General features: G+C 58.6%; 21 protein-coding genes. 19 read left to right on the top strand and 2 right to left on the bottom strand.

The genetic code is table 11. From position 1 onward, the window contains the following. Positions 1-121: 121 nt before the first annotated feature. Positions 122-964 carry a mechanosensitive ion channel family protein gene (locus J3D60_RS15070; protein ID WP_027605532.1) on the top strand — a complete coding sequence of 281 codons (843 nt, stop codon included), beginning with the start codon at positions 122-124 and terminating at the stop codon, positions 962-964. Positions 965-1,154: 190 nt separating this feature from the next. Here J3D60_RS15070 and J3D60_RS15065 read toward each other — a convergent pair whose 3' ends face one another. Further along, the gene (locus J3D60_RS15065) at positions 1,155-2,453 is read right to left on the bottom strand and encodes an OprD family porin (RefSeq protein WP_065939168.1); all 1,299 of its coding nucleotides are present in this window, start codon (positions 2,451-2,453) and stop codon (positions 1,155-1,157) included. 744 nt (positions 2,454-3,197) lie between these two features. On the opposite strand from J3D60_RS15065, the gene J3D60_RS15060 reads away from it, so the two are divergent. Together J3D60_RS15060 and J3D60_RS15055 are read left to right on the top strand one after the other, a co-directional pair. Further along, positions 3,198-3,623 carry an HIT domain-containing protein gene (locus J3D60_RS15060; protein ID WP_115487253.1) on the top strand — a complete coding sequence of 142 codons (426 nt, stop codon included), beginning with the start codon at positions 3,198-3,200 and terminating at the stop codon, positions 3,621-3,623. A 3-nt stretch (positions 3,624-3,626) separates the two neighbouring features. Further along, positions 3,627-3,833 (top strand): SlyX family protein, encoded by a 207-nt coding sequence (locus tag J3D60_RS15055; protein WP_027605535.1) that lies wholly within the window; start codon positions 3,627-3,629, stop codon positions 3,831-3,833. A 70-nt stretch (positions 3,834-3,903) separates the two neighbouring features. Here the strand turns inward: J3D60_RS15055 and J3D60_RS31300 are convergent, their stop codons facing one another. Next, positions 3,904-4,506, bottom strand: a complete 603-nt coding sequence (locus tag J3D60_RS31300) for a cold-shock protein (RefSeq protein WP_005790922.1) — start codon at positions 4,504-4,506, stop codon at positions 3,904-3,906. A 428-nt stretch (positions 4,507-4,934) separates the two neighbouring features. Between J3D60_RS31300 and J3D60_RS15045 the strand changes: the two genes are divergently transcribed. The 16 genes from J3D60_RS15045 (at position 4,935) to queE (ending at position 17,865) form a co-directional block, all read left to right on the top strand. Next, positions 4,935-5,408, top strand: coding sequence for a Dps family protein (locus J3D60_RS15045; protein ID WP_027605536.1), 474 nt, complete (start codon positions 4,935-4,937; stop codon positions 5,406-5,408). Between the two features lie 179 nt (positions 5,409-5,587). After that, positions 5,588-5,929: a ribbon-helix-helix domain-containing protein gene (locus J3D60_RS15040; RefSeq protein WP_065939167.1), complete on the top strand. Its 342-nt coding sequence runs from the start codon at positions 5,588-5,590 to the stop codon at positions 5,927-5,929. Positions 5,930-6,108: 179 nt separating this feature from the next. Then, the gene (locus J3D60_RS15035) at positions 6,109-6,330 is read left to right on the top strand and encodes an FmdB family zinc ribbon protein (RefSeq protein ID WP_010208103.1); all 222 of its coding nucleotides are present in this window, start codon (positions 6,109-6,111) and stop codon (positions 6,328-6,330) included. Positions 6,331-6,437: 107 nt separating this feature from the next. Beyond that, positions 6,438-8,213, top strand: coding sequence for an aspartate--tRNA ligase (gene aspS / locus J3D60_RS15030; protein ID WP_027605538.1), 1,776 nt, complete (start codon positions 6,438-6,440; stop codon positions 8,211-8,213). Between the two features lie 135 nt (positions 8,214-8,348). Continuing rightward, positions 8,349-9,095: a YebC/PmpR family DNA-binding transcriptional regulator gene (locus J3D60_RS15025; protein ID WP_027605539.1), complete on the top strand. Its 747-nt coding sequence runs from the start codon at positions 8,349-8,351 to the stop codon at positions 9,093-9,095. A 157-nt stretch (positions 9,096-9,252) separates the two neighbouring features. After that, a complete protein-coding gene (gene ruvC / locus J3D60_RS15020; protein WP_027605540.1) occupies positions 9,253-9,777 on the top strand; it encodes a crossover junction endodeoxyribonuclease RuvC in 525 nt (174 codons plus the stop codon). Between the two features lie 67 nt (positions 9,778-9,844). After that, entirely contained in the window at positions 9,845-10,456 is a 612-nt protein-coding gene (gene ruvA / locus J3D60_RS15015) for a Holliday junction branch migration protein RuvA (RefSeq protein ID WP_003175802.1), read from the top strand. After that, positions 10,457-11,515, top strand: a complete 1,059-nt coding sequence (ruvB, locus tag J3D60_RS15010; RefSeq protein ID WP_005790907.1) for a Holliday junction branch migration DNA helicase RuvB — start codon at positions 10,457-10,459, stop codon at positions 11,513-11,515. It abuts the gene before it with no gap. Positions 11,516-11,655: 140 nt separating this feature from the next. Next, entirely contained in the window at positions 11,656-12,111 is a 456-nt protein-coding gene (gene ybgC, locus J3D60_RS15005; protein ID WP_032890914.1) for a tol-pal system-associated acyl-CoA thioesterase, read from the top strand. A 1-nt stretch (position 12,112) separates the two neighbouring features. Further along, positions 12,113-12,808: a protein TolQ gene (tolQ, locus tag J3D60_RS15000; RefSeq protein WP_015885609.1), complete on the top strand. Its 696-nt coding sequence runs from the start codon at positions 12,113-12,115 to the stop codon at positions 12,806-12,808. 23 nt (positions 12,809-12,831) lie between these two features. Further along, positions 12,832-13,284 (top strand): protein TolR, encoded by a 453-nt coding sequence (gene tolR, locus J3D60_RS14995; protein WP_161793227.1) that lies wholly within the window; start codon positions 12,832-12,834, stop codon positions 13,282-13,284. After that, entirely contained in the window at positions 13,284-14,357 is a 1,074-nt protein-coding gene (gene tolA / locus J3D60_RS14990; RefSeq protein WP_053135848.1) for a cell envelope integrity protein TolA, read from the top strand. Before tolR ends, tolA begins: the two co-directional genes overlap by 1 nt. 17 nt (positions 14,358-14,374) lie before the next feature. Continuing rightward, a complete protein-coding gene (gene tolB / locus J3D60_RS14985; RefSeq protein WP_043293513.1) occupies positions 14,375-15,655 on the top strand; it encodes a Tol-Pal system beta propeller repeat protein TolB in 1,281 nt (426 codons plus the stop codon). A gap of 55 nt (positions 15,656-15,710) precedes the next feature. Continuing rightward, complete coding sequence (gene pal, locus J3D60_RS14980; RefSeq protein WP_003209827.1) at positions 15,711-16,211, top strand: peptidoglycan-associated lipoprotein Pal; 501 nt, start codon at positions 15,711-15,713, stop codon at positions 16,209-16,211. A 6-nt stretch (positions 16,212-16,217) separates the two neighbouring features. Beyond that, positions 16,218-17,054 (top strand): tol-pal system protein YbgF, encoded by an 837-nt coding sequence (gene ybgF, locus J3D60_RS14975; protein WP_027605544.1) that lies wholly within the window; start codon positions 16,218-16,220, stop codon positions 17,052-17,054. A 163-nt stretch (positions 17,055-17,217) separates the two neighbouring features. Next, positions 17,218-17,865, top strand: a complete 648-nt coding sequence (gene queE, locus J3D60_RS14970) for a 7-carboxy-7-deazaguanine synthase QueE (protein ID WP_027605545.1) — start codon at positions 17,218-17,220, stop codon at positions 17,863-17,865.

Raw genomic sequence — 17,865 nt, 5'->3', positions numbered from 1 at the left:
ACCTGCGGGCGTTTTCGGCGTCCCACGCCCCAGAGCCAGCGCCTGCTCTTGAGCCCTACGGGGCTCATTTGCGTTTTCAGGCAGTCAATAAGCCGCACATCCGCCATACAGGAGAAGCTACATGGATTTAAACGCTGAAATGGATCACTTGATCAAGACCTCGCAGTCATGGATCCCGATGATCATGGAATACGGCAGCCGGGTGTTGCTGGCGGTGATCACCCTGGCCATTGGCTGGTGGCTGATCAACGTATTGACCCATCGCGTGGGCCGCCTGCTGGCCATGCGTAACGCGGACCTGGCGCTGCAGCACTTCATCACCAGCCTGGCGAACATTGCGCTGAAAGTCATGCTGATTGTCAGCGTGGCCTCGATGATCGGCGTGGCGACGACCTCGTTCGTGGCTGCCATCGGTGCCGCTACCCTGGCCATCGGCCTGGCGTTGCAAGGCAGCCTGGCCAACTTTGCCGGTGGCGTGCTGATCCTGTTGTTCCGCCCGTTCCGCATTGGTGACTGGATCGAAGCCCAGGGCACCTCCGGGACCGTCGATAGCATCCAGATCTTCCACACCGTGCTGCGTACCGGTGACAACAAAACCGTCATCGTGCCCAACGGCATCCTGTCCAACGGCATCATCACCAACACCAACCGTCAGCCGACCCGCAAGGTGGTGTTTGACGTGGGTGTGGACTACGAGGCGGATCTGCAAAAGGCCCGTGAAGTACTGCTGGACCTGGCAAAAGATCCGCGCGTACTGACGGATCCTGCTGCGGTGGCCGTGGTGTCGACCCTGGGCGATAGCTCGATCACGGTTTCCCTGCGCTGCTGGACCAATACCCCGGATTATTGGGATGTAGTGTTCATGCTGAATGAACTGGCGCGTGATCGTTTAAAGGCAGCGGGGATTGATATTCCATTTCCGCAGCGCGTTATTCGAGTGATGCAGGAAGCAGCTCCGAAGTAAGTGAAAGAAGCGCGTTTAACTTGGCCGAAAGGTCAGGTTAAACGTGTCACCTGAATCTCGTTAGTTAGCTTGCTAGTTATTTATTCGTTGAAATAAAACTGCAATAAAAAAGCCGCTCCCTTGTAAACAGGGGAGCGGCTTTTTTGTTTAAGGCCGGGGCCTTAAGTCATCGTTGTAATTGAACCGGCAATTACAAGATGTTCAGCGGGTAGTTTGCGATCAGACGCAGTTCGTCGATCGAAGGCGAACCGTAGTACACGCCATCGCCGGAGCGATAGGTCGCTTGACGCAGACGCAGGCTCAGGTTTTTGGCTGGACCGCTCTGGATCACGTACTTGGCTTCGATATCGCGTTCCCACTCTTTACCATTGTTAGTGGTGCCGGTGTCGGCGCCGCTACCGGTTATGTAACGAGTCATGAAGCTCAAACCAGGAACGCCAAAGGTTGCCATGTTGATGTCGTAACGTGCCTGGTAGGACTTCTCGCCTTCGGCGTTGAAGTCGGAACGGGCAACGGAGTTGGCCAGGAAGACCGTGCCGCCGCCGTCTACGCCGTAGCCGTAGTCGCCGTCGCCGGTAACCTTCTGGGCTGCCAGGGTGAACGTGTGAGCGCCGATGGTGTAGGCGCCCTGCAAGCTGAACGCGCGGTTGTCGAGCTTGGTCGTGCCATCTTTTTCGGCGCGCTGCAGGCCGGCACCGTCGCTCTTGGTGTCGTAGATGTTGAAGTCCAGAGCGAAGGACTGGTCATCGCTGAGCGCGTGGGTCCAGTTCACGTTGCTGTAGTACTTGCGGAAGTAGTCTTCGGTTTTAGCGTAGTACAGGCTGCCGGTGAGCTCTGGAGTGAACGAGTATACACCGCCGACAAAGTCGGTCTTGGTCAGGCCCAGGCTGTCATGAAACGTCTGGTTCTGCGCAACACTGGAAGTGAAGTGGCCGCCTTCCAGTTTCAGGCCCTTGATCTCGTTGCTGGTGATCGAGATACCTTGTGGCAGTTCCGGCAGCAGACGGCTGTCGTCGGAAGCGAACACAGGGGCTGTGGTGTATTGGTCACCGACTTTCAGCACGGTGTTGGAGAAGCGGAACTTGATGGCGCCGCCGCCTTTGGAGTAGTCGTCTTGCGAACGACCGTCGGAACCGGTGGGGAACAGCCCGGTGCCTGCGCGCCCCTTGCCACTGTCGAGCTTGACGCCCAGCAGGCCGATTGCATCGAAACCGACGCCGATAGTGCCTTGGGTGAAGCCCGATTCGAACAGTGCATTGAAGCCCAAGCCCGTTTCTTCAGCACGGCTTTTGCGCTTGCCGTTGACCGTGGCGTAGCCGTTCGCTGGTTCATTACGGAAATCGCGGCTGAAGTACAGCGCGCGAGTATTGATGCTGAACGTACTGTCTTCAACAAAGCCCTTGGAATCGTCCTGGGCGGACGCCATTGCGAACTGCGAGGTGCCTGCTGAAACAGCCAGGGCGATCATGCTCCACTTCATCACGCGCATCGTGATTTGCTCCTTTGGTTTTAGGAAGAGTACTGCCGTCCCACCTGTATTTTTATCTGGGCGGCTCTTTCTTTTTTGTGTCGGCGCAAAGTTATATCACGCAGACTCTATTGACGATACTTACCCATCTTTCCTTTCAGCTTCTTTACGAGGCTGTCGTAAATTGCTAGTTCCATGTCGCAAATTCACAGTCCGAATGTAACGGGACTGACAACTTCAATGCTGTTTTCAAACGCCGTTCAGCGTTTGTCGTCTTCCTTGGTATACATTGAAACGCCACTGTTATTTATCGCGAAACACTCACTTCCCTGCAGGTGCCGTTGTCGACGATAGGGGGGTGAATGCAACAAGCGCGCCCAAACCGGTAACTGAATGTCATTTTTTCGTGAAAAACGTTACGACGGGGTAAAAACCGCATAAGCACGGGCTTTTTACGCCGTTTGGTTTGGGCTTGACGCCCGTGTGTTACCGCTGTTCGGGGGTGCAAAAAAACCTTGCCCGAGAAAAACGTTACCGGTCCACCCCCATGAGTGGGTAGTTGGCGGATCTCTTTGAGGCACAAGTGGGTCATTTTGGTGCATCCCGGTGAGGCCCGAGTTAGCGTAGCTCAATTATTCGCCTGCATCGAAAGGGTGCGATGTTTTTCTCCGGATGCGCCGGGCTCCCCCGCATTCGCCGTGAAGCCGCCTGCATTCAAAGGTATGCTGGGCGCCAGAACTTGACCTGCCAAACGGAGTGCCCGTGGTGTTCGCCTTAGATCAACGCCTGCAACAAGACACACTGGTGATCGGGGACTTCCCGTTGTGCCGCCTGCTGCTGTCCAATGACTCGAATTACCCGTGGTTCATCCTGGTGCCACGCATCAACGGTATCAGCGAAGTGTTTCAGCTGGATGTCGCAGATCAACAGATCCTCTGGAAGGAAACTACGCTGCTGGCGCAGTTACTCAACGAAGGCCTGGGCGCCGACAAGATGAATATCGGTGCGCTGGGCAATGTCGTCAGCCAATTGCACGTGCATGTGATCGTACGCAAGCGTGATGACGCCGCGTGGCCTGCGCCGGTTTGGGGCAAGCATCCGGCCCAGCCGTACACTGAAGAGCAAGTGGCGGCCATTCGTGTGCGCCTGCGCGCGTTGCTGCCTGCCGACTTTATCTTTACCCAGGGTTGAACCATGGACTTGCAAGACCGCGTTACCGATCTGGAGAGCCGCCTGGCCTTTCAGGACGACACCATCGAGACCCTCAATGACATCCTGGTCGCCCAGCAGCGCGCGGTTGAGCGCCTGCAACTGCAGATGACCGCGCTGCTCAAGCGTCAGGAAGAAATGGGCGGCCAGTTCGAGACGTCCGAAGAAGAGGCGCCGCCACCGCACTATTAATCCGAGGGCAATAAAAAAACCGCGACCCAGCCAGGCTGGATCGCGGTTTTTTTTGCTGCGAAGGCTGGAATCAGCGACGCGGCAGGGCAGCGATCACGTCTTCGGCTTGCAGGCCTTTGTCGCGATTCATCACGGAGAACTCCACGCGCTGGCCTTCCACCAGGACGCGATGACCTTCGCCACGGATAGCCCGGAAGTGGACGAAGATGTCGTCGCCCGAATCGCGGGAAATAAAGCCGAAGCCTTTGGAGGTGTTGAACCACTTGACGGTACCGGTATCCCGATTGGTCATGTCGTAGTTTTGCGACGCGGCCGCCGGGGACGAACGGTAGAAGCTGATGGCCAGGTGAAGAACGATGGCGACCACAGCAATCACCAGGCTGAGCAGGATGGCCGGATGGCCGCCCACTTCAGGCATAGGTGCCAGGAGGGTGAGGGTTTGTACGACAACGGTCAGTACCAGCAGTGCGCTGACCAGGTTTTGCAGTTGATGACGTGTGCCTTTGTTCCAGTAAGGGATTACGGGAGCGAGCGTCAGGTTAAGAAGGCCGAACAAGGCCAGGTACAGAGCGTCGTGTTGTTGCAGGTAGGGCAGGCTTTCAGGCTGCAGGCTCGGGATAAAGGACAGCAGCAACGCTGCAACGCCCGTTAGCAGGTGGACGATTTTCAACATTTTGATTAACTCACGTTAAGACGGATCACAAGGAAGAGCTGACTGGCACGGTTCGCTTCTGAACAATGGGAGGCGTTGGGCACGCGCGCGGGTATCAGCCTATGCCGCTTGCCGTGGAAATTAACGACGGCGACACGCTGCCTATTTAACAGCAAAGGCCGTGCCTACTCAAATCGAGCATTTTCCGCGGTTGAAAGAGGCGTGGCATTTCTGCGTGAAACGCTTGTCCTAGACATGTGCAGGGGTTTCTTGCGGCCTTAAAAGAAATTTCCGACGTGCACAAAGGCTTGTACTGCACGGGCTGACAGGTCGTGCAGGGGCGTTTTGCCGCATGTCGCCCGAAGGTGTCGGGCTGCGTCTCTGCCCCGCTCTTGCTAGAGTGGTCGTGCACCTGATCAATGAATGCTTGTCAATTGAAGGGGATAAACATGGCAATCGATATCGGTATCAGTGAAGAAGATCGTAAATCCATCGTCGATGGGCTTTCACGACTGCTCTCCGATACCTATGTACTGTACCTGAAGACCCACAACTTCCATTGGAACGTCACGGGCCCCATGTTCCGTACACTGCACCTGATGTTCGAAGAGCAGTACAACGAACTGGCGCTGGCGGTGGACGCCATAGCCGAGCGTATCCGTGCCCTGGGCTTCCCGGCACCGGGCGCCTATTCGATCTACGCCCGTCTTTCCTCCATCAAGGAAGAAGAGGGCGTTCCCAGCGCAGAAGAGATGATCAAGCAACTGGTGGCGGGCCAGGAGGCGGTCACGCGTACCGCACGCGGTATTTTCCCGTTGCTCGATAAGGTCAGCGATGAGCCGACCGCGGACCTGCTGACCCAGCGCATGCAGGTTCACGAGAAAACCGCGTGGATGCTGCGCTCCCTGCTCGAAAACCAGTAAACGTCACCCACAGTGGCGCCGTTGTGGCGCCACTTGCTTGTTTCCACGCATTTCCTGGCGTTGTCCTACGCCTATCAACGCCCCGTCTTCTGGCTGCCTGCTTCGTCCTGCTGTCTTATAGGGCCATTGTCCAATGGGAGAGCCCATGGGCTGTTGTTTGGCAATGGAGTGTCAGGTGTATGTCACGTGGAGTGGATGTGGGAGTGATGGAAACCGGTGGTTTCCACAAGATAAGCGTCGACCCCTTCGCCAAGGGGTTCGATATGGGGCTGGCCAAGCCATTGTCCCGATCGGTAAGGCTCAATGGGTTTTCCACTTGTCTTCGGCTTGAGCAGATCTATTGGAATATCCTCACGGAAATAGCCAGGATCAATGCCTGCTCTGTCAGCGCATTGCTGTCCTATGTCGATCGGGAAGTGCACCTCCGGTATGGAGGAGTGAAGAACTTCAGTGGGTTGGTCAGGGTGGTGTGTGTGGTTCATCTGTTAAAAGGCCGTGCCGTCTCAGCCAACCTTGAGTAATCGGCACGTCCCGGGGCAGGTCCGCCGTGGAGGTGGACCAGGCTCCGGGCAGAAAGCCGGCTGCGCTGCCTTGATTTACCAGATATAATCCCGCGCTTTGCTGCTGCCGGGGCTTTCTCCCTCTGCTCTCTATCAGGAGCGGGCGCGGCACAGTAACGATCGACCGCCGAGACATCGCCATGCCCATGTACGACTATCAATGTGCTTCCTGTGGACATCAGTTGGAAGCCATCCAGAAGATCAGCGCAGCGCCGCTGGTCGATTGCCCGGCCTGCCAGGCGCCCGAGCTCAAGAAGATGTTGTCCATGCCGGGCTTCCGCCTGAGCGGCAGCGGCTGGTACGAGACCGATTTCAAAACCGGTTCGAAGAAGAACCTGGCGGGCGGCGACAAAGCAGACTGAGTTGAACTCCATGCGCAGGCTCCTGCATTATCCGTCCCCTGCTTTAATGTACGGTGACGAGGCAGGCCTCCACCGAATTTCGAATTACGAGAAGTGAAACCACTACCATGATGCGCAGCCACTATTGCGGCCAACTGAACGAGACCCTGGATGGTCAGGAAATCACCCTTTGCGGATGGGTTCACCGTCGCCGCGACCACGGCGGGGTGATCTTCCTCGATATCCGTGATCGTGATGGCCTGGCCCAGGTGGTATTCGATCCGGACCGCGCCGAGAGCTTCGCCGCCGCTGACCGTGTGCGCAGCGAGTACGTCGTGAAGATCACCGGCAAGGTTCGCCTGCGTCCGGCCGGTGCCGTGAACGCGAACATGGCGTCCGGTGCGATCGAAGTGCTGGGCTACGAGCTGGAAGTACTGAACGAATCGGAAACCCCGCCGTTCCCGTTGAACGAATACTCCGACGTCGGCGAAGAAACCCGCCTGCGCTACCGCTTCCTGGACCTGCGTCGTCCGGAAATGGCCGAGAAGCTGCGCCTGCGTTCGCGCATGACCACCAGCATCCGCCGCTTCCTCGACGAGAACGGCTTCCTTGACGTCGAAACGCCTATCCTGACCCGGGCCACCCCGGAAGGCGCGCGTGACTACCTGGTGCCTAGCCGTACCCACGCCGGCAGTTTCTTCGCCTTGCCGCAGTCGCCGCAGCTGTTCAAGCAGCTGCTGATGGTGGCTGGCTTCGACCGTTACTACCAGATCGCCAAGTGCTTCCGCGACGAAGACCTGCGCGCCGACCGCCAGCCGGAATTCACCCAGATCGACATCGAGACCAGCTTCCTCGATGAGAAAGAGATCATGGGCATCACCGAGCAGATGATCCGCAACCTGTTCAAGGAAGTACTGGACCTGGAGTTCGGCGAATTCCCGCACATGACCTTCGAAGAGGCCATGCGCCGCTACGGTTCGGACAAGCCAGACCTGCGTAACCCGCTGGAACTGGTGGACGTGGCCGACCAGCTCACCGAAGTTGATTTCAAGGTGTTCAGCGGCCCGGCCAACGACCCGAAATGCCGCATCGCCGCCCTGCGCGTGCCTGGCGGCGCGAGCATGCCACGCAAGCAGATCGACGACTACACCAAGTTCGTCGGCATCTACGGTGCCAAGGGCCTGGCGTACATCAAGGTCAACGAGCGCGCCAAGGGTGTTGAAGGCCTGCAGTCGCCAATCGTGAAGAACATCCCGGAAGCCAACCTCAATGTGATCCTGGATCGCGTGGGCGCGGTCGACGGCGACATCGTGTTCTTCGGCGCCGACAAAGCCAAGATCGTCAGCGAAGCCCTGGGCGCTCTGCGGATCAAGCTGGGCCACGACCTGGACCTGCTGACCTGCAAGTGGGCACCGATGTGGGTCGTCGACTTCCCGATGTTCGAAGAGAACGATGACGGCAGCTTCAGCGCCTTGCACCACCCGTTCACCGCGCCGAAGTGCTCGCCCGAAGAGCTGGAAGCCAACCCGGCAGGCGCGCTGTCCCGCGCGTACGACATGGTGTTGAACGGTACTGAGCTGGGTGGCGGTTCGATCCGTATCCACCGCAAAGAGATGCAGCAAGCGGTCTTCCGCCTGCTGGGCATCAACGAAGCGGAACAGGAAGAGAAATTCGGCTTCCTGCTCGACGCCCTGAAATACGGCGCGCCGCCCCACGGTGGCCTGGCTTTCGGCCTCGACCGCCTGGTGATGCTGATGACCGGTGCCCAGTCGATCCGTGAAGTGATCGCCTTCCCGAAAACCCAGAGTGCTGCGGACGTCATGACCCAGGCTCCGGGTGTGGTGGATGCCAAGGCATTGCGCGAGCTGCATATTCGCCTGCGCGAGACGCCGAAGGCTGAGTAAGGCTGCTGCGTGAAAGCGCACTGAGGTTTACGCAGTCTAAAAAGGCGCATCTTCGGATGCGCCTTTGCGTTACAAGGGGTGTATCCCACCCGGGGTGGGGTTGATAAGGTTTCTAGAGAATTTCGGAGTTGTGTTATGGCTGGCCATTCCAAGTGGGCGAACATCAAGCACCGCAAAGAGCGTCAGGATGCCAAGAAAGGCAAGATTTTTACCAAGTGGATCCGTGAGCTGACGGTCGCTGCCCGCCAGGGCGGTGGTGACCCGGGCTCCAACCCGCGTCTGCGCCTGGCCCTGGACAAGGCCCTCGGCGCCAACATGAGTCGTGACATTATCGACCGTGCCGTGGCCCGTGGGGCCGGCGCTGCCGACACCGACGACATGGTCGAGTTGACCTACGAAGGCTACGGCCCGGGTGGCGTGGCGGTGATGGTCGAATGCATGACCGATAACCGCAACCGTACTGCCGCCGCCGTGCGTCATGCGTTCAGCAAGTGTGGCGGCAACCTGGGGACTGACGGTTCGGTGGCCTATCTGTTCGAACGCAAGGGGCAGATCTCCTTCGCGCCGGGTGTGGATGAAGACGCACTGATGGAAGCGGCGATGGAGGCGGATGCCGACGACGTGGTGACCAATGAAGATGGCTCCATCGACGTGTTTACTTCGTTCGCCGGCTTCTACGCCGTGCGTAATGCCCTGGAAGCGGCCGGTTTCAAAGGCTCCGACGCCGAGATCGTGATGCTGCCGACCACCAGTGCCGAACTGGACCTGGACGGCGCACAGAAGGTGTTGAAGATGCTCGATATGCTCGAAGACCTGGATGATGTACAAAACGTGTATTCCAACGCCGACATTCCGGAATCCGTGGCCGAACAGCTAGGCTGAAGAATGACGTAGATCCAAATGTGGGAGGGGGCTTGCTCCCGATGGCAGTGTATCAGTCAGCCTATGTCTAACTGGACGATCGCCATCGGGAGCAAGCCCCCTCCCACATTAGAACTACGGTGTATCAAAAAATGTGTTTATCCGACCTGCAGGCGTTATGACTTTAATCCTAGGTATCGACCCCGGTTCGCGCATCACCGGTTTTGGTGTGGTGCAACACACCCCGCGCGGCTGCGTCTACGTTGCTTCGGGCTGTATCCGTACCGGTGCAGGTGAGTTGGCTGAGCGCCTGCAGATCGTCTATCGCGGCGTGCGTGAAGTGATCCAGACCTACGGACCGGTGACCATGGGCATCGAAAAGGTATTCATGGCAAAAAACGCAGATTCGGCGTTGAAGCTCGGCCAGGCCCGTGGCGCGGCCATCGTCGCCGGCGCCGAGGAGGGCATGGAGATCGCCGAGTACACCGCGACCCAGGTCAAGCAGTCCGTGGTCGGCACCGGCGCGGCCAATAAAGAGCAGGTGCAGATGATGGTCATGCACATGCTCAAGCTCACCTCAAAGCCGCAGATCGATGCCTCCGACGCCCTGGCCATTGCCATTTGCCATGCGCACACGCGCTCCAGCCTGCTGCCTCACGGCCTGGGCACGGCACGCAGTCGTGGCGGGCGCCTGCGTCTCTGATAGCATCAGCGCAATCGTTATTTCCGGTCAGGCCTCGCTCTGACCCCAAGCTTTAAGGATCTGAACCGTGATTGGACGCTTGCGCGGCACCCTGGCTGAGAAACAGCCGCCGCACCTGATTCTGGATGTAAACGGGTTGGGGTATGAGCTGGAAGTGCCCATGACCACCCTGTATCGCCTGCCGTCGGTCGGTGAGCCCATAACGCTGCATACCCATCTGGTGGTGCGCGAAGATGCGCAACTACTCTATGGTTTCATTGGCAAGCGTGACCGCGACTTCTTCCGCGAGTTGATTCGCCTCAATGGCGTGGGGCCTAAATTGGCCCTGGCGTTGATGTCGAGCCTGGAAGTGGATGAGCTGGTACGTGCCGTGTCGGCCCAGGACACCTCGGCGCTGACCAAGGTGCCGGGCGTGGGCAAGAAAACCGCCGAGCGCCTGCTGGTAGAACTCAAGGACCGCTTCAAGGCCTGGGAGGTGGTGCCGAGCATGTTCGCCCTGGTGCCGAACCAGCCGGACATGCCGGCGGGCCAGGTCGCGAGTGCTGAAAGCGACGCCGTCAGTGCGCTGATCTCCCTGGGCTACAAACCCCAGGAGGCCAGCAAGGCCGTCTCGGCCATCAAGGACAAGAACCTGAGCAGCGAAGACATGATCCGCCGAGCCCTGAAGGGAATGATTTAAGTGATTGAAGCTGATCGTCTGATCGCGGCCACCGGCCCGCGCGACCGTGAAGAAGTCCAGGACCGCGCCATCCGTCCCCTGAGCCTGGCCGAATACATCGGCCAGCCTACCGTGCGCGAGCAGATGGAGTTGTTTATCCAGGCCGCGCGCGGGCGCAGTGAGTCCCTTGACCACACCCTGATCTTCGGTCCTCCAGGGTTGGGTAAAACCACCCTGGCCAACATCATTGCCCAGGAAATGGGCGTGTCGATCAAGTCCACCTCCGGCCCGGTGCTGGAGCGGCCAGGTGATTTGGCTGCCTTGCTCACCAACCTCGAACCGCACGATGTGCTGTTTATCGACGAAATCCACCGGCTCTCGCCAATCGTCGAGGAAGTCCTGTACCCGGCGATGGAAGATTTCCAGCTCGACATCATGATCGGCGAAGGCCCGGCGGCGCGCTCGATCAAGCTCGACCTGCCACCGTTTACGCTGGTGGGCGCGACCACGCGCGCGGGCATGTTGACCAACCCGCTGCGAGACCGTTTCGGCATTGTTCAACGTCTTGAGTTCTACAGCACCGCCGATCTGGCGACCATCGTCAGCCGTTCGGCCAGTATTCTTGGCTTGCCCCTGGACCCGGAAGGCGCGTTCGAAATTGCCCGTCGGGCCCGGGGCACGCCACGGATTGCCAATCGCCTGCTGCGTCGCGTGCGTGACTTTGCCGAAGTCCGGGCCAAGGGGCATATCACCAAGGCCGTGGCGGACCTGGCCCTGAACCTGCTGGATGTGGACGAGCACGGCTTCGATCATCAGGATCGACGTCTACTCTTGACCATGATCGAGAAGTTCGACGGCGGCCCGGTGGGTGTCGACAGCCTGGCGGCGGCCATCAGTGAAGAGCGCCATACCATCGAGGATGTGCTGGAGCCGTACCTGATCCAGCAGGGCTATATCATGCGCACGCCAAGGGGGCGAGTGGTGACGCGCCATGCCTATCTGCACTTCGGGCTAAACATTCCGTCACGATTGGGTGAGATGCCCGCGGTAGACGAATTCCTTGATGCAGTGGACGATTAAAAGCTTCACGCCAGTCGATTTATTCGATGTTTGTGCTGTCCTAGTGGCTGGCGTCGTCATTCAGTCACTGGATATGTTTTTCGAGAATGAAAAAACAGTTGCCCCAGCGGATTGGCAACCTGAGGAGTAAGCACTAGAGTATGCGCGCGCAAAACGGGGATCAGTCGTTCGCACATCGCTGTCGCGTTTATTACGAGGACACCGATGCCGGCGGCATCGTGTATTACGTCAATTATCTCAAGTTCATGGAGCGGGCTCGTACCGAGCGGCTACGGGAGCTGGGCTTTGCCCAATCCCAGCTGGCAGGGGAGGACCTGTTATTTGTCGTGCATTCCAGCGAGGCGCGCTACCACGCACCGGCGCGACTGGACGACGAGTTGCTGGTCAGCGCTGAAGTAATCGAATTGAACCGTGCCAGCCTGCGTTTCAAGCAGCAGGTCAGGCGGGCAACGGATGCAACGCTGCTCTGTGAGGGGCAGTTCCTGGTGGCGTGTGTGCGCACCAACAGTTTGAAACCTCGGGCCATTCCCGAAACTCTACGTGCGGCCTTTGCCGCCGTGAGCGGCGCGGGTAAACAATCAAAGCAGGAGATTTAGCGTGGAACCTACCGTCGTCGACCATTCCTCCATGTGGAGCCTGGTCAGCAATGCCAGTGTCGTGGTTCAACTGGTGATGCTGACCCTGGTAGCCGCATCGGTTACCTCTTGGGTCATGATTTTTCAGCGCAGCAACCTGCTGCGCGCCGGTCGACGTGCCCTGGAGAGCTTTGAAGAGCGCTTCTGGTCGGGTATCGACCTGTCCAAGCTGTACCGCCAGGCCGGCAGCAATCCGGACCCGGACTCGGGCGTCGAGCAGATCTTCCGCGCCGGCTTCAAGGAGTTCTCGCGCCTGCGCCAACAGCCGGGTGTTGATCCGGAAGCGGTCATGGAAGGCGTGGCCCGTGCCATGCGCGTCGCCATCTCCCGTGAAGAAGAGAAGCTGGAGCAGAGCCTGCCGTTCCTCGCTACCGTCGGTTCCGTCAGCCCGTACATCGGCCTGTTCGGTACCGTGTGGGGGATCATGAACTCGTTCCGTGGCCTGGCCCAGGCCCAGCAAGCTACCCTGGCCACCGTGGCCCCGGGTATTGCCGAAGCCCTGATCGCCACCGCGATCGGCCTGTTCGCCGCTATCCCCGCAGTAATTGCCTACAACCGCTTTGCTGCCACCAGCGAAACGTTGATCGGCCGTTACTACACCTTCGCCGATGAGTTCCAGGCGATCCTGCACCGTAAAGTGCACACCAGCGAAGAATAAGCAGGTAATTCCCAATGGCTTTAATCGCTCGAGCTCGCAAAAAGCGCAAGCCGGTCGCCGAGATGAACGTAGTGCCCTACATCGACGTGATGCTGGTGCTGCTGGTGATCTTCATGGTGACCGCGCCGATGCTCAACCAGGGCGTGAAGGTTGATCTGCCCAAGGTTTCCAGTGAAGCCTTGCCGCAGGACAACAACACTCAGGTCCTGACCATTTCGATCAAGGCTGACAAGACCTATTACTGGAACCTTGGCAGCGAAGTCGACACCCAGAAGCAACAGGACAAGGCCTTGACCCTGCCGGCGATGACCGATGCGGTGACCAAGATCATTCGCTCCGGCAACGAAGGCGGCAAGCACACCCAGGTGTTCATCCGCGGCGACAAGTCGGTCGACTACGGTTCCGTCATGGGCGCCATGGGCGGGCTGCAGAAGGCCGGCGTCGGTAACGTTGGCTTGATTACCGAGGCGCCCTGATGCACCAACAGCGAGAGCCGTCCGCCTCGGAAAGCTTCTTCTGGCCTAGCGTCTGGGCAATTGCCCTGCACGTCCTGGTCTTTGGCATGCTGTTCGTCAGCTTTGCCATGACCCCGGACCTGCCGCCAGCCAAGCCGATCGTGCAGGCGACCCTGTATCAGCTGAAATCGAAAAGCCAGGCCACCACCCAGACCAATCAGAAGATTGCGGGGGAGGCCCAGAAGTCGGCTGCGCGCCAGACTGAAGTCGAACAGATGGAACAGAAGAAGGTCGAGCAGGAAGCGGTGAAGGCTGCTGCGGAACAAAAGAAAGAAGAGGCGGCTCAAAAGGCCGAGGAATCGAAAAAGGCTGACGAAGCCAAGAAGGCCGACGAGGCGAAAAAGGCTGATGAAGCCAAGAAAGCCGAGAAAGCTGCCGAAGCTAAAAAAGCTGAAGAGAAACAATTGGCTGATATAGCCAAGAAGAAATCTGAAGAAGAAGCCAAGAAGGCTGCCGAAGAAGAGGCCAAGAAAAAGGCCGCTGAAGACGCCAAGAAGAAAATAGTCGAAGACGCGAAGAAAAAAGCCGCCGAAGACGCCAAGAAAAAAGCTGAAGCAGACGAGGCGAAGAAGAAAATCGCCGACGACGCGAAGAAGAAAGCTGCCGCCGATGCCACCAAGAAAAAGGCCCAGGAAGCAGCGCGTAAATCCGCCGAAGAGAAAAAGGCCCAGGCCTTGGCAGATTTGCTCTCCGACACGCCGCAGCGTCAGCAAGCCTTGGCCGATGAACGTGGCGATGAAGTCGCGGGCAGTTTCGACGACCTGATTCGGGCACGGGCAGCAGAAGGCTGGACACGTCCACCTTCGGCACGCAAAGGCATGACAGTAGTGCTGCAGATCGGCATGTTGCCGGACGGTACGGTGACTTCGGTCAGCGTGGCCAAGTCCAGTGGTGACGGTTCGTTCGACAGTTCGGCGGTTGCCGCGGTCAAGAATATTGGCCGGTTGACCGAGATGCAGGGAATGAAACCAAGCGACTTCGCTCCCTATCGTTCATTCAAGATGACATTCACACCTGAGGATCTAGCCTTGTGAGAAACCTTCTTCGAGGAATGCTTGTCGTTATTTGCTGTATGGCAGGGATAGCGGCGGCGGATGAAAAGAACATCCTGGTCACCAGCGGCAGCGATCGGGCCACCCCGATCGCGGTAGTGCCGTTTGGCTGGCAGGGCGGCAGCGTTCTGCCGGACGACATGGCCCAGATCGTCAGCGACGACCTGCGCAATTCCGGTTACTACGCACCGATTCCGAAAGGCAACATGATCAGCCAGCCGACCCAGGCCAGCGAAGTCATCTTTCGTGATTGGAAAGCGGTGGGCGCGCAGTACCTGATGGTCGGCAGCATCACGCCGGCCGGCGGTCGCCTGCAGATCCAGTACACCTTGTTCAACGTGGCCACCGAGCAGCAGGTCCTGACCGGCAGCGTATCGGGTACCGCCGAACAACTGCGCGACATGGCCCACTACATCTCGGACCAGTCGTTTGAAAAGCTCACCGGTATCAAGGGTGCGTTCTCGACACGCCTGCTTTATGTAACGGCCGAGCGTTTCTCCGTAGACAACACTCGCTATACCCTGCAGCGTTCGGACTACGACGGTGCGCGGGCAGTGACCTTGCTGCAATCCCGTGAGCCAATCCTGTCGCCGCGCTTCGCGCCGGACGGCAAGCGTATTGCCTACGTGTCTTTCGAACAGAAGCGTCCGCGTATCTTCGTCCAGCACATCGATACTGGCCGTCGTGAGCAGATCACCAACTTCGAAGGCCTCAACGGTGCACCGGCCTGGTCGCCGGATGGTTCGCGCCTGGCATTCGTACTGTCCAAGGACGGCAACCCGGACATCTATGTGATGAACATGGCTTCGCGCCAGATCAGCCGCGTGACCAGCGGTCCTGGTATCAACACCGAACCGTTCTGGGGCAAGGATGGTTCGACCATCTACTTCACCTCGGACCGCGGCGGCAAGCCACAGATCTACAAGACCAGCGTTGGCGGCGGGGGTGCGGAACGCGTGACCTTTATCGGTAACTACAACGCCAATCCTAAGCTTTCGGCTGATGAAAAGACGTTGGTGATGATTCACCGTCAGGATGGTTTCACTAATTTCCGGGTTGCGGCCCAGGATTTGCAGCGTGGAACGGTAAAAATCCTCACAGATACCAACCTTGATGAGTCAGCTACTGTTGCGCCCAACGGCACCATGGTAATCTACGCCACCCGCCAGCAGGGCCGGGGAGTCTTGATGCTCGTGTCCATTAATGGACGCGTAAGGCTCCCGCTTCCTACCGCACAAGGCGAAGTCAGAGAACCGTCCTGGTCCCCTTACCTGAACTGACGCGGCGCTACAAAAAGAAGTACTTAACACACTGGGGTTCATTAGGAGTTTCACGATGGAAATGCTGAAGTTTGGTAAGTTTGCTGCTCTGGCTCTGGCTCTGTCCGTAGCCGTTGGTTGCTCGTCTAAAGGCGGCGACAATGCCGGTGAAGGCGCAGCTGTTGATCCAAACGCTGGTTACGGCGCTAACACTGGTGCAGTTGACGGCTCCCTGAGCGAAGAAGCTGCTCTGCGCGCTATCACCACTTTCTACTTCGAATACGACAGTTCGGACCTGAAGCCAGAAGCCATGCGCGCTCTGGACGTTCACGCGAAGGACCTGAAAGCTAACGGCGCTCGCGTTGTTCTGGAAGGTAACACTGACGAACGTGGTACTCGTGAGTACAACATGGCACTGGGCGAGCGTCGTGCGAAAGCCGTTCAGCGCTACCTGGTACTGCAAGGTGTTGCTCCAGGCCAACTGGAACTGGTTTCCTACGGTAAAGAGCGTCCAGTTGCTACTGGCCACGACGAGCAGTCCTGGGCTCAAAACCGTCGCGTCGAACTGCGTAAGTAATTCGTCATGCGAACGTGCCGTCGTGCTCTAACTGTATTGGCTCTCAGCCTCGCCCCGCTTGCGGTGTGGGCTGCGGTTCCTGTGGAAGACAGCAACTCTGGCTATAACAATAGCGGGAGTAGCTATCCGCCAGCGGGTTATGGCACGAACGGCGCCTATGCTGGGGGGGCGGCTACGTCCGCTCCCTCGGCACAGGGCGAACTGTTCAACCAGCTGCAACGCATGCAGGATCAATTGGCGCAGCAACAAGGCACCATTGAAGTTCTGCAAAATGAGGTGCGTCAGCTGAAGCAAGAAGGCCTGGAACGTTACCAGGATCTTGATCGACGTATAGGAGCCGGTGTTACACCTGCCGCTACTCCTGATAATTCTTCTGCCGGTGGCGCGCCCAGCGCGGCTATCGGTGGTGCAGCAGCAGGGGCCGCCGCTGCGAGCCAGGCCCCTGCCGCCAGCAGTGAACCGGGTGATCCGGCGAAGGAAAAGCTGTATTACGATGCAGCCTTCGACCTGATCAAGGCCAAGGATTTCGATAAGGCCAGCAAAGCCTTTACTGCCTTCCTGGGCCGCTACCCAAACAGCCAGTACGCGGGCAATGCCCAATACTGGTTGGGCGAGGTGAATCTGGCAAAGGGTGATCTGCAGGGGGCGGGCCAGGCATTTGCCAAGGTCAGCCAGCTGTACCCCAAGCACGCCAAGGTGCCCGACTCGCTGTATAAACTCGCTGACGTAGAACGCCGCCTGGGTCATACCGACAAGGTCAAAGGCATTCTGCAGCAGGTCGTAGCCCAATATCCGGGTACCTCCGCTGCACAGTTGGCCCAACGGGATCTGCAACGCTTGTAAGCGATGCAGCCGTTTAGAAGAAACCCGCGCCTGGCGCGGGTTTTTTCGTTAGAATCCACGCCCTTTTATGACACACGCTTCCTGGGGCCTACGCGTTGGCGGGGTTCCTTGAAGTGCCTGACGGAGGCGGACAGCCTGTTTAGCTGTTACGCCCGTGGCGACTATGCAAGACACATTACGCATCACCGAAGTTTTTTACTCGTTACAGGGTGAAACGCGAACCGCTGGCTTGCCCACAGTTTTTGTGCGCCTGACCGGTTGCCCCTTGCGTTGCCAATACTGTGACAGCGCCTACGCCTTCAGTGGCGGCACCGTGCGCACCCTCGAAGACATCCTGGAACAGGTTGCCGGCTACCGGCCCCGCTACGTCTGTGTAACGGGTGGCGAGCCCCTGGCCCAGCCCAACGCCATCCCCTTGCTCAAACAGCTGTGTGATGCCGGTTACGAGGTCTCCCTGGAAACCAGCGGGGCCCTGGATATTTCCGCTGTAGACCCGCGTGTCAGCCGAGTGGTTGACCTCAAGACGCCGGGCTCCAAGGAAGTGCACCGCAACCGCTACGAGAACATCGAGCTGCTGACGCCCAACGATCAGGTCAAGTTCGTGATTTGTTCCCGTGAAGACTACGACTGGGCCAACTCCAAGCTGATCCAGTACGGCCTTGATCGCCGTGCCGGTGAGGTATTGTTCTCTCCCAGCCACCACGACCTGAACGCGCGCGATCTGGCCGACTGGGTGGTTGCCGATAACCTGCCCGTACGCCTGCAATTGCAGCTGCATAAATACCTGTGGAACGACGAACCGGGGCGCTGA

The sequence above is a fragment of the Pseudomonas sp. S3E17 genome (genome assembly GCF_024168685.1).
GTDB classification, from domain to species: domain Bacteria; phylum Pseudomonadota; class Gammaproteobacteria; order Pseudomonadales; family Pseudomonadaceae; genus Aquipseudomonas; species Aquipseudomonas marginalis.
Note: the sequence above shows the minus strand (reverse complement) of the source record. Positions and strands in the feature narration are given on the sequence as shown.

Excerpts from the sequence above, each read along its gene's own strand:
- J3D60_RS15070 (WP_027605532.1), top strand. The coding sequence starts at position 122 with ATGGATTTAAACGCTGAAATGGATCACTTGATCAAGACCTCGCAGTCA.
- J3D60_RS15065 (WP_065939168.1), bottom strand. The coding sequence starts at position 2,453 with ATGCGCGTGATGAAGTGGAGCATGATCGCCCTGGCTGTTTCAGCAGGC.
- J3D60_RS15055 (WP_027605535.1), top strand. The coding sequence starts at position 3,627 with ATGGACTTGCAAGACCGCGTTACCGATCTGGAGAGCCGCCTGGCCTTT.
- J3D60_RS31300 (WP_005790922.1), bottom strand. The coding sequence starts at position 4,506 with ATGTTGAAAATCGTCCACCTGCTAACGGGCGTTGCAGCGTTGCTGCTG.
- J3D60_RS15045 (WP_027605536.1), top strand. The coding sequence starts at position 4,935 with ATGGCAATCGATATCGGTATCAGTGAAGAAGATCGTAAATCCATCGTC.
- J3D60_RS15040 (WP_065939167.1), top strand. The coding sequence starts at position 5,588 with ATGTCACGTGGAGTGGATGTGGGAGTGATGGAAACCGGTGGTTTCCAC.
- J3D60_RS15035 (WP_010208103.1), top strand. The coding sequence starts at position 6,109 with ATGCCCATGTACGACTATCAATGTGCTTCCTGTGGACATCAGTTGGAA.
- aspS (WP_027605538.1), top strand. The coding sequence starts at position 6,438 with ATGATGCGCAGCCACTATTGCGGCCAACTGAACGAGACCCTGGATGGT.
- J3D60_RS15025 (WP_027605539.1), top strand. The coding sequence starts at position 8,349 with ATGGCTGGCCATTCCAAGTGGGCGAACATCAAGCACCGCAAAGAGCGT.
- ruvC (WP_027605540.1), top strand. The coding sequence starts at position 9,253 with ATGACTTTAATCCTAGGTATCGACCCCGGTTCGCGCATCACCGGTTTT.
- ybgC (WP_032890914.1), top strand. The coding sequence starts at position 11,656 with ATGCGCGCGCAAAACGGGGATCAGTCGTTCGCACATCGCTGTCGCGTT.
- tolA (WP_053135848.1), top strand. The coding sequence starts at position 13,284 with ATGCACCAACAGCGAGAGCCGTCCGCCTCGGAAAGCTTCTTCTGGCCT.
- tolB (WP_043293513.1), top strand. The coding sequence starts at position 14,375 with ATGCTTGTCGTTATTTGCTGTATGGCAGGGATAGCGGCGGCGGATGAA.
- pal (WP_003209827.1), top strand. The coding sequence starts at position 15,711 with ATGGAAATGCTGAAGTTTGGTAAGTTTGCTGCTCTGGCTCTGGCTCTG.
- ybgF (WP_027605544.1), top strand. The coding sequence starts at position 16,218 with ATGCGAACGTGCCGTCGTGCTCTAACTGTATTGGCTCTCAGCCTCGCC.
- queE (WP_027605545.1), top strand. The coding sequence starts at position 17,218 with ATGCAAGACACATTACGCATCACCGAAGTTTTTTACTCGTTACAGGGT.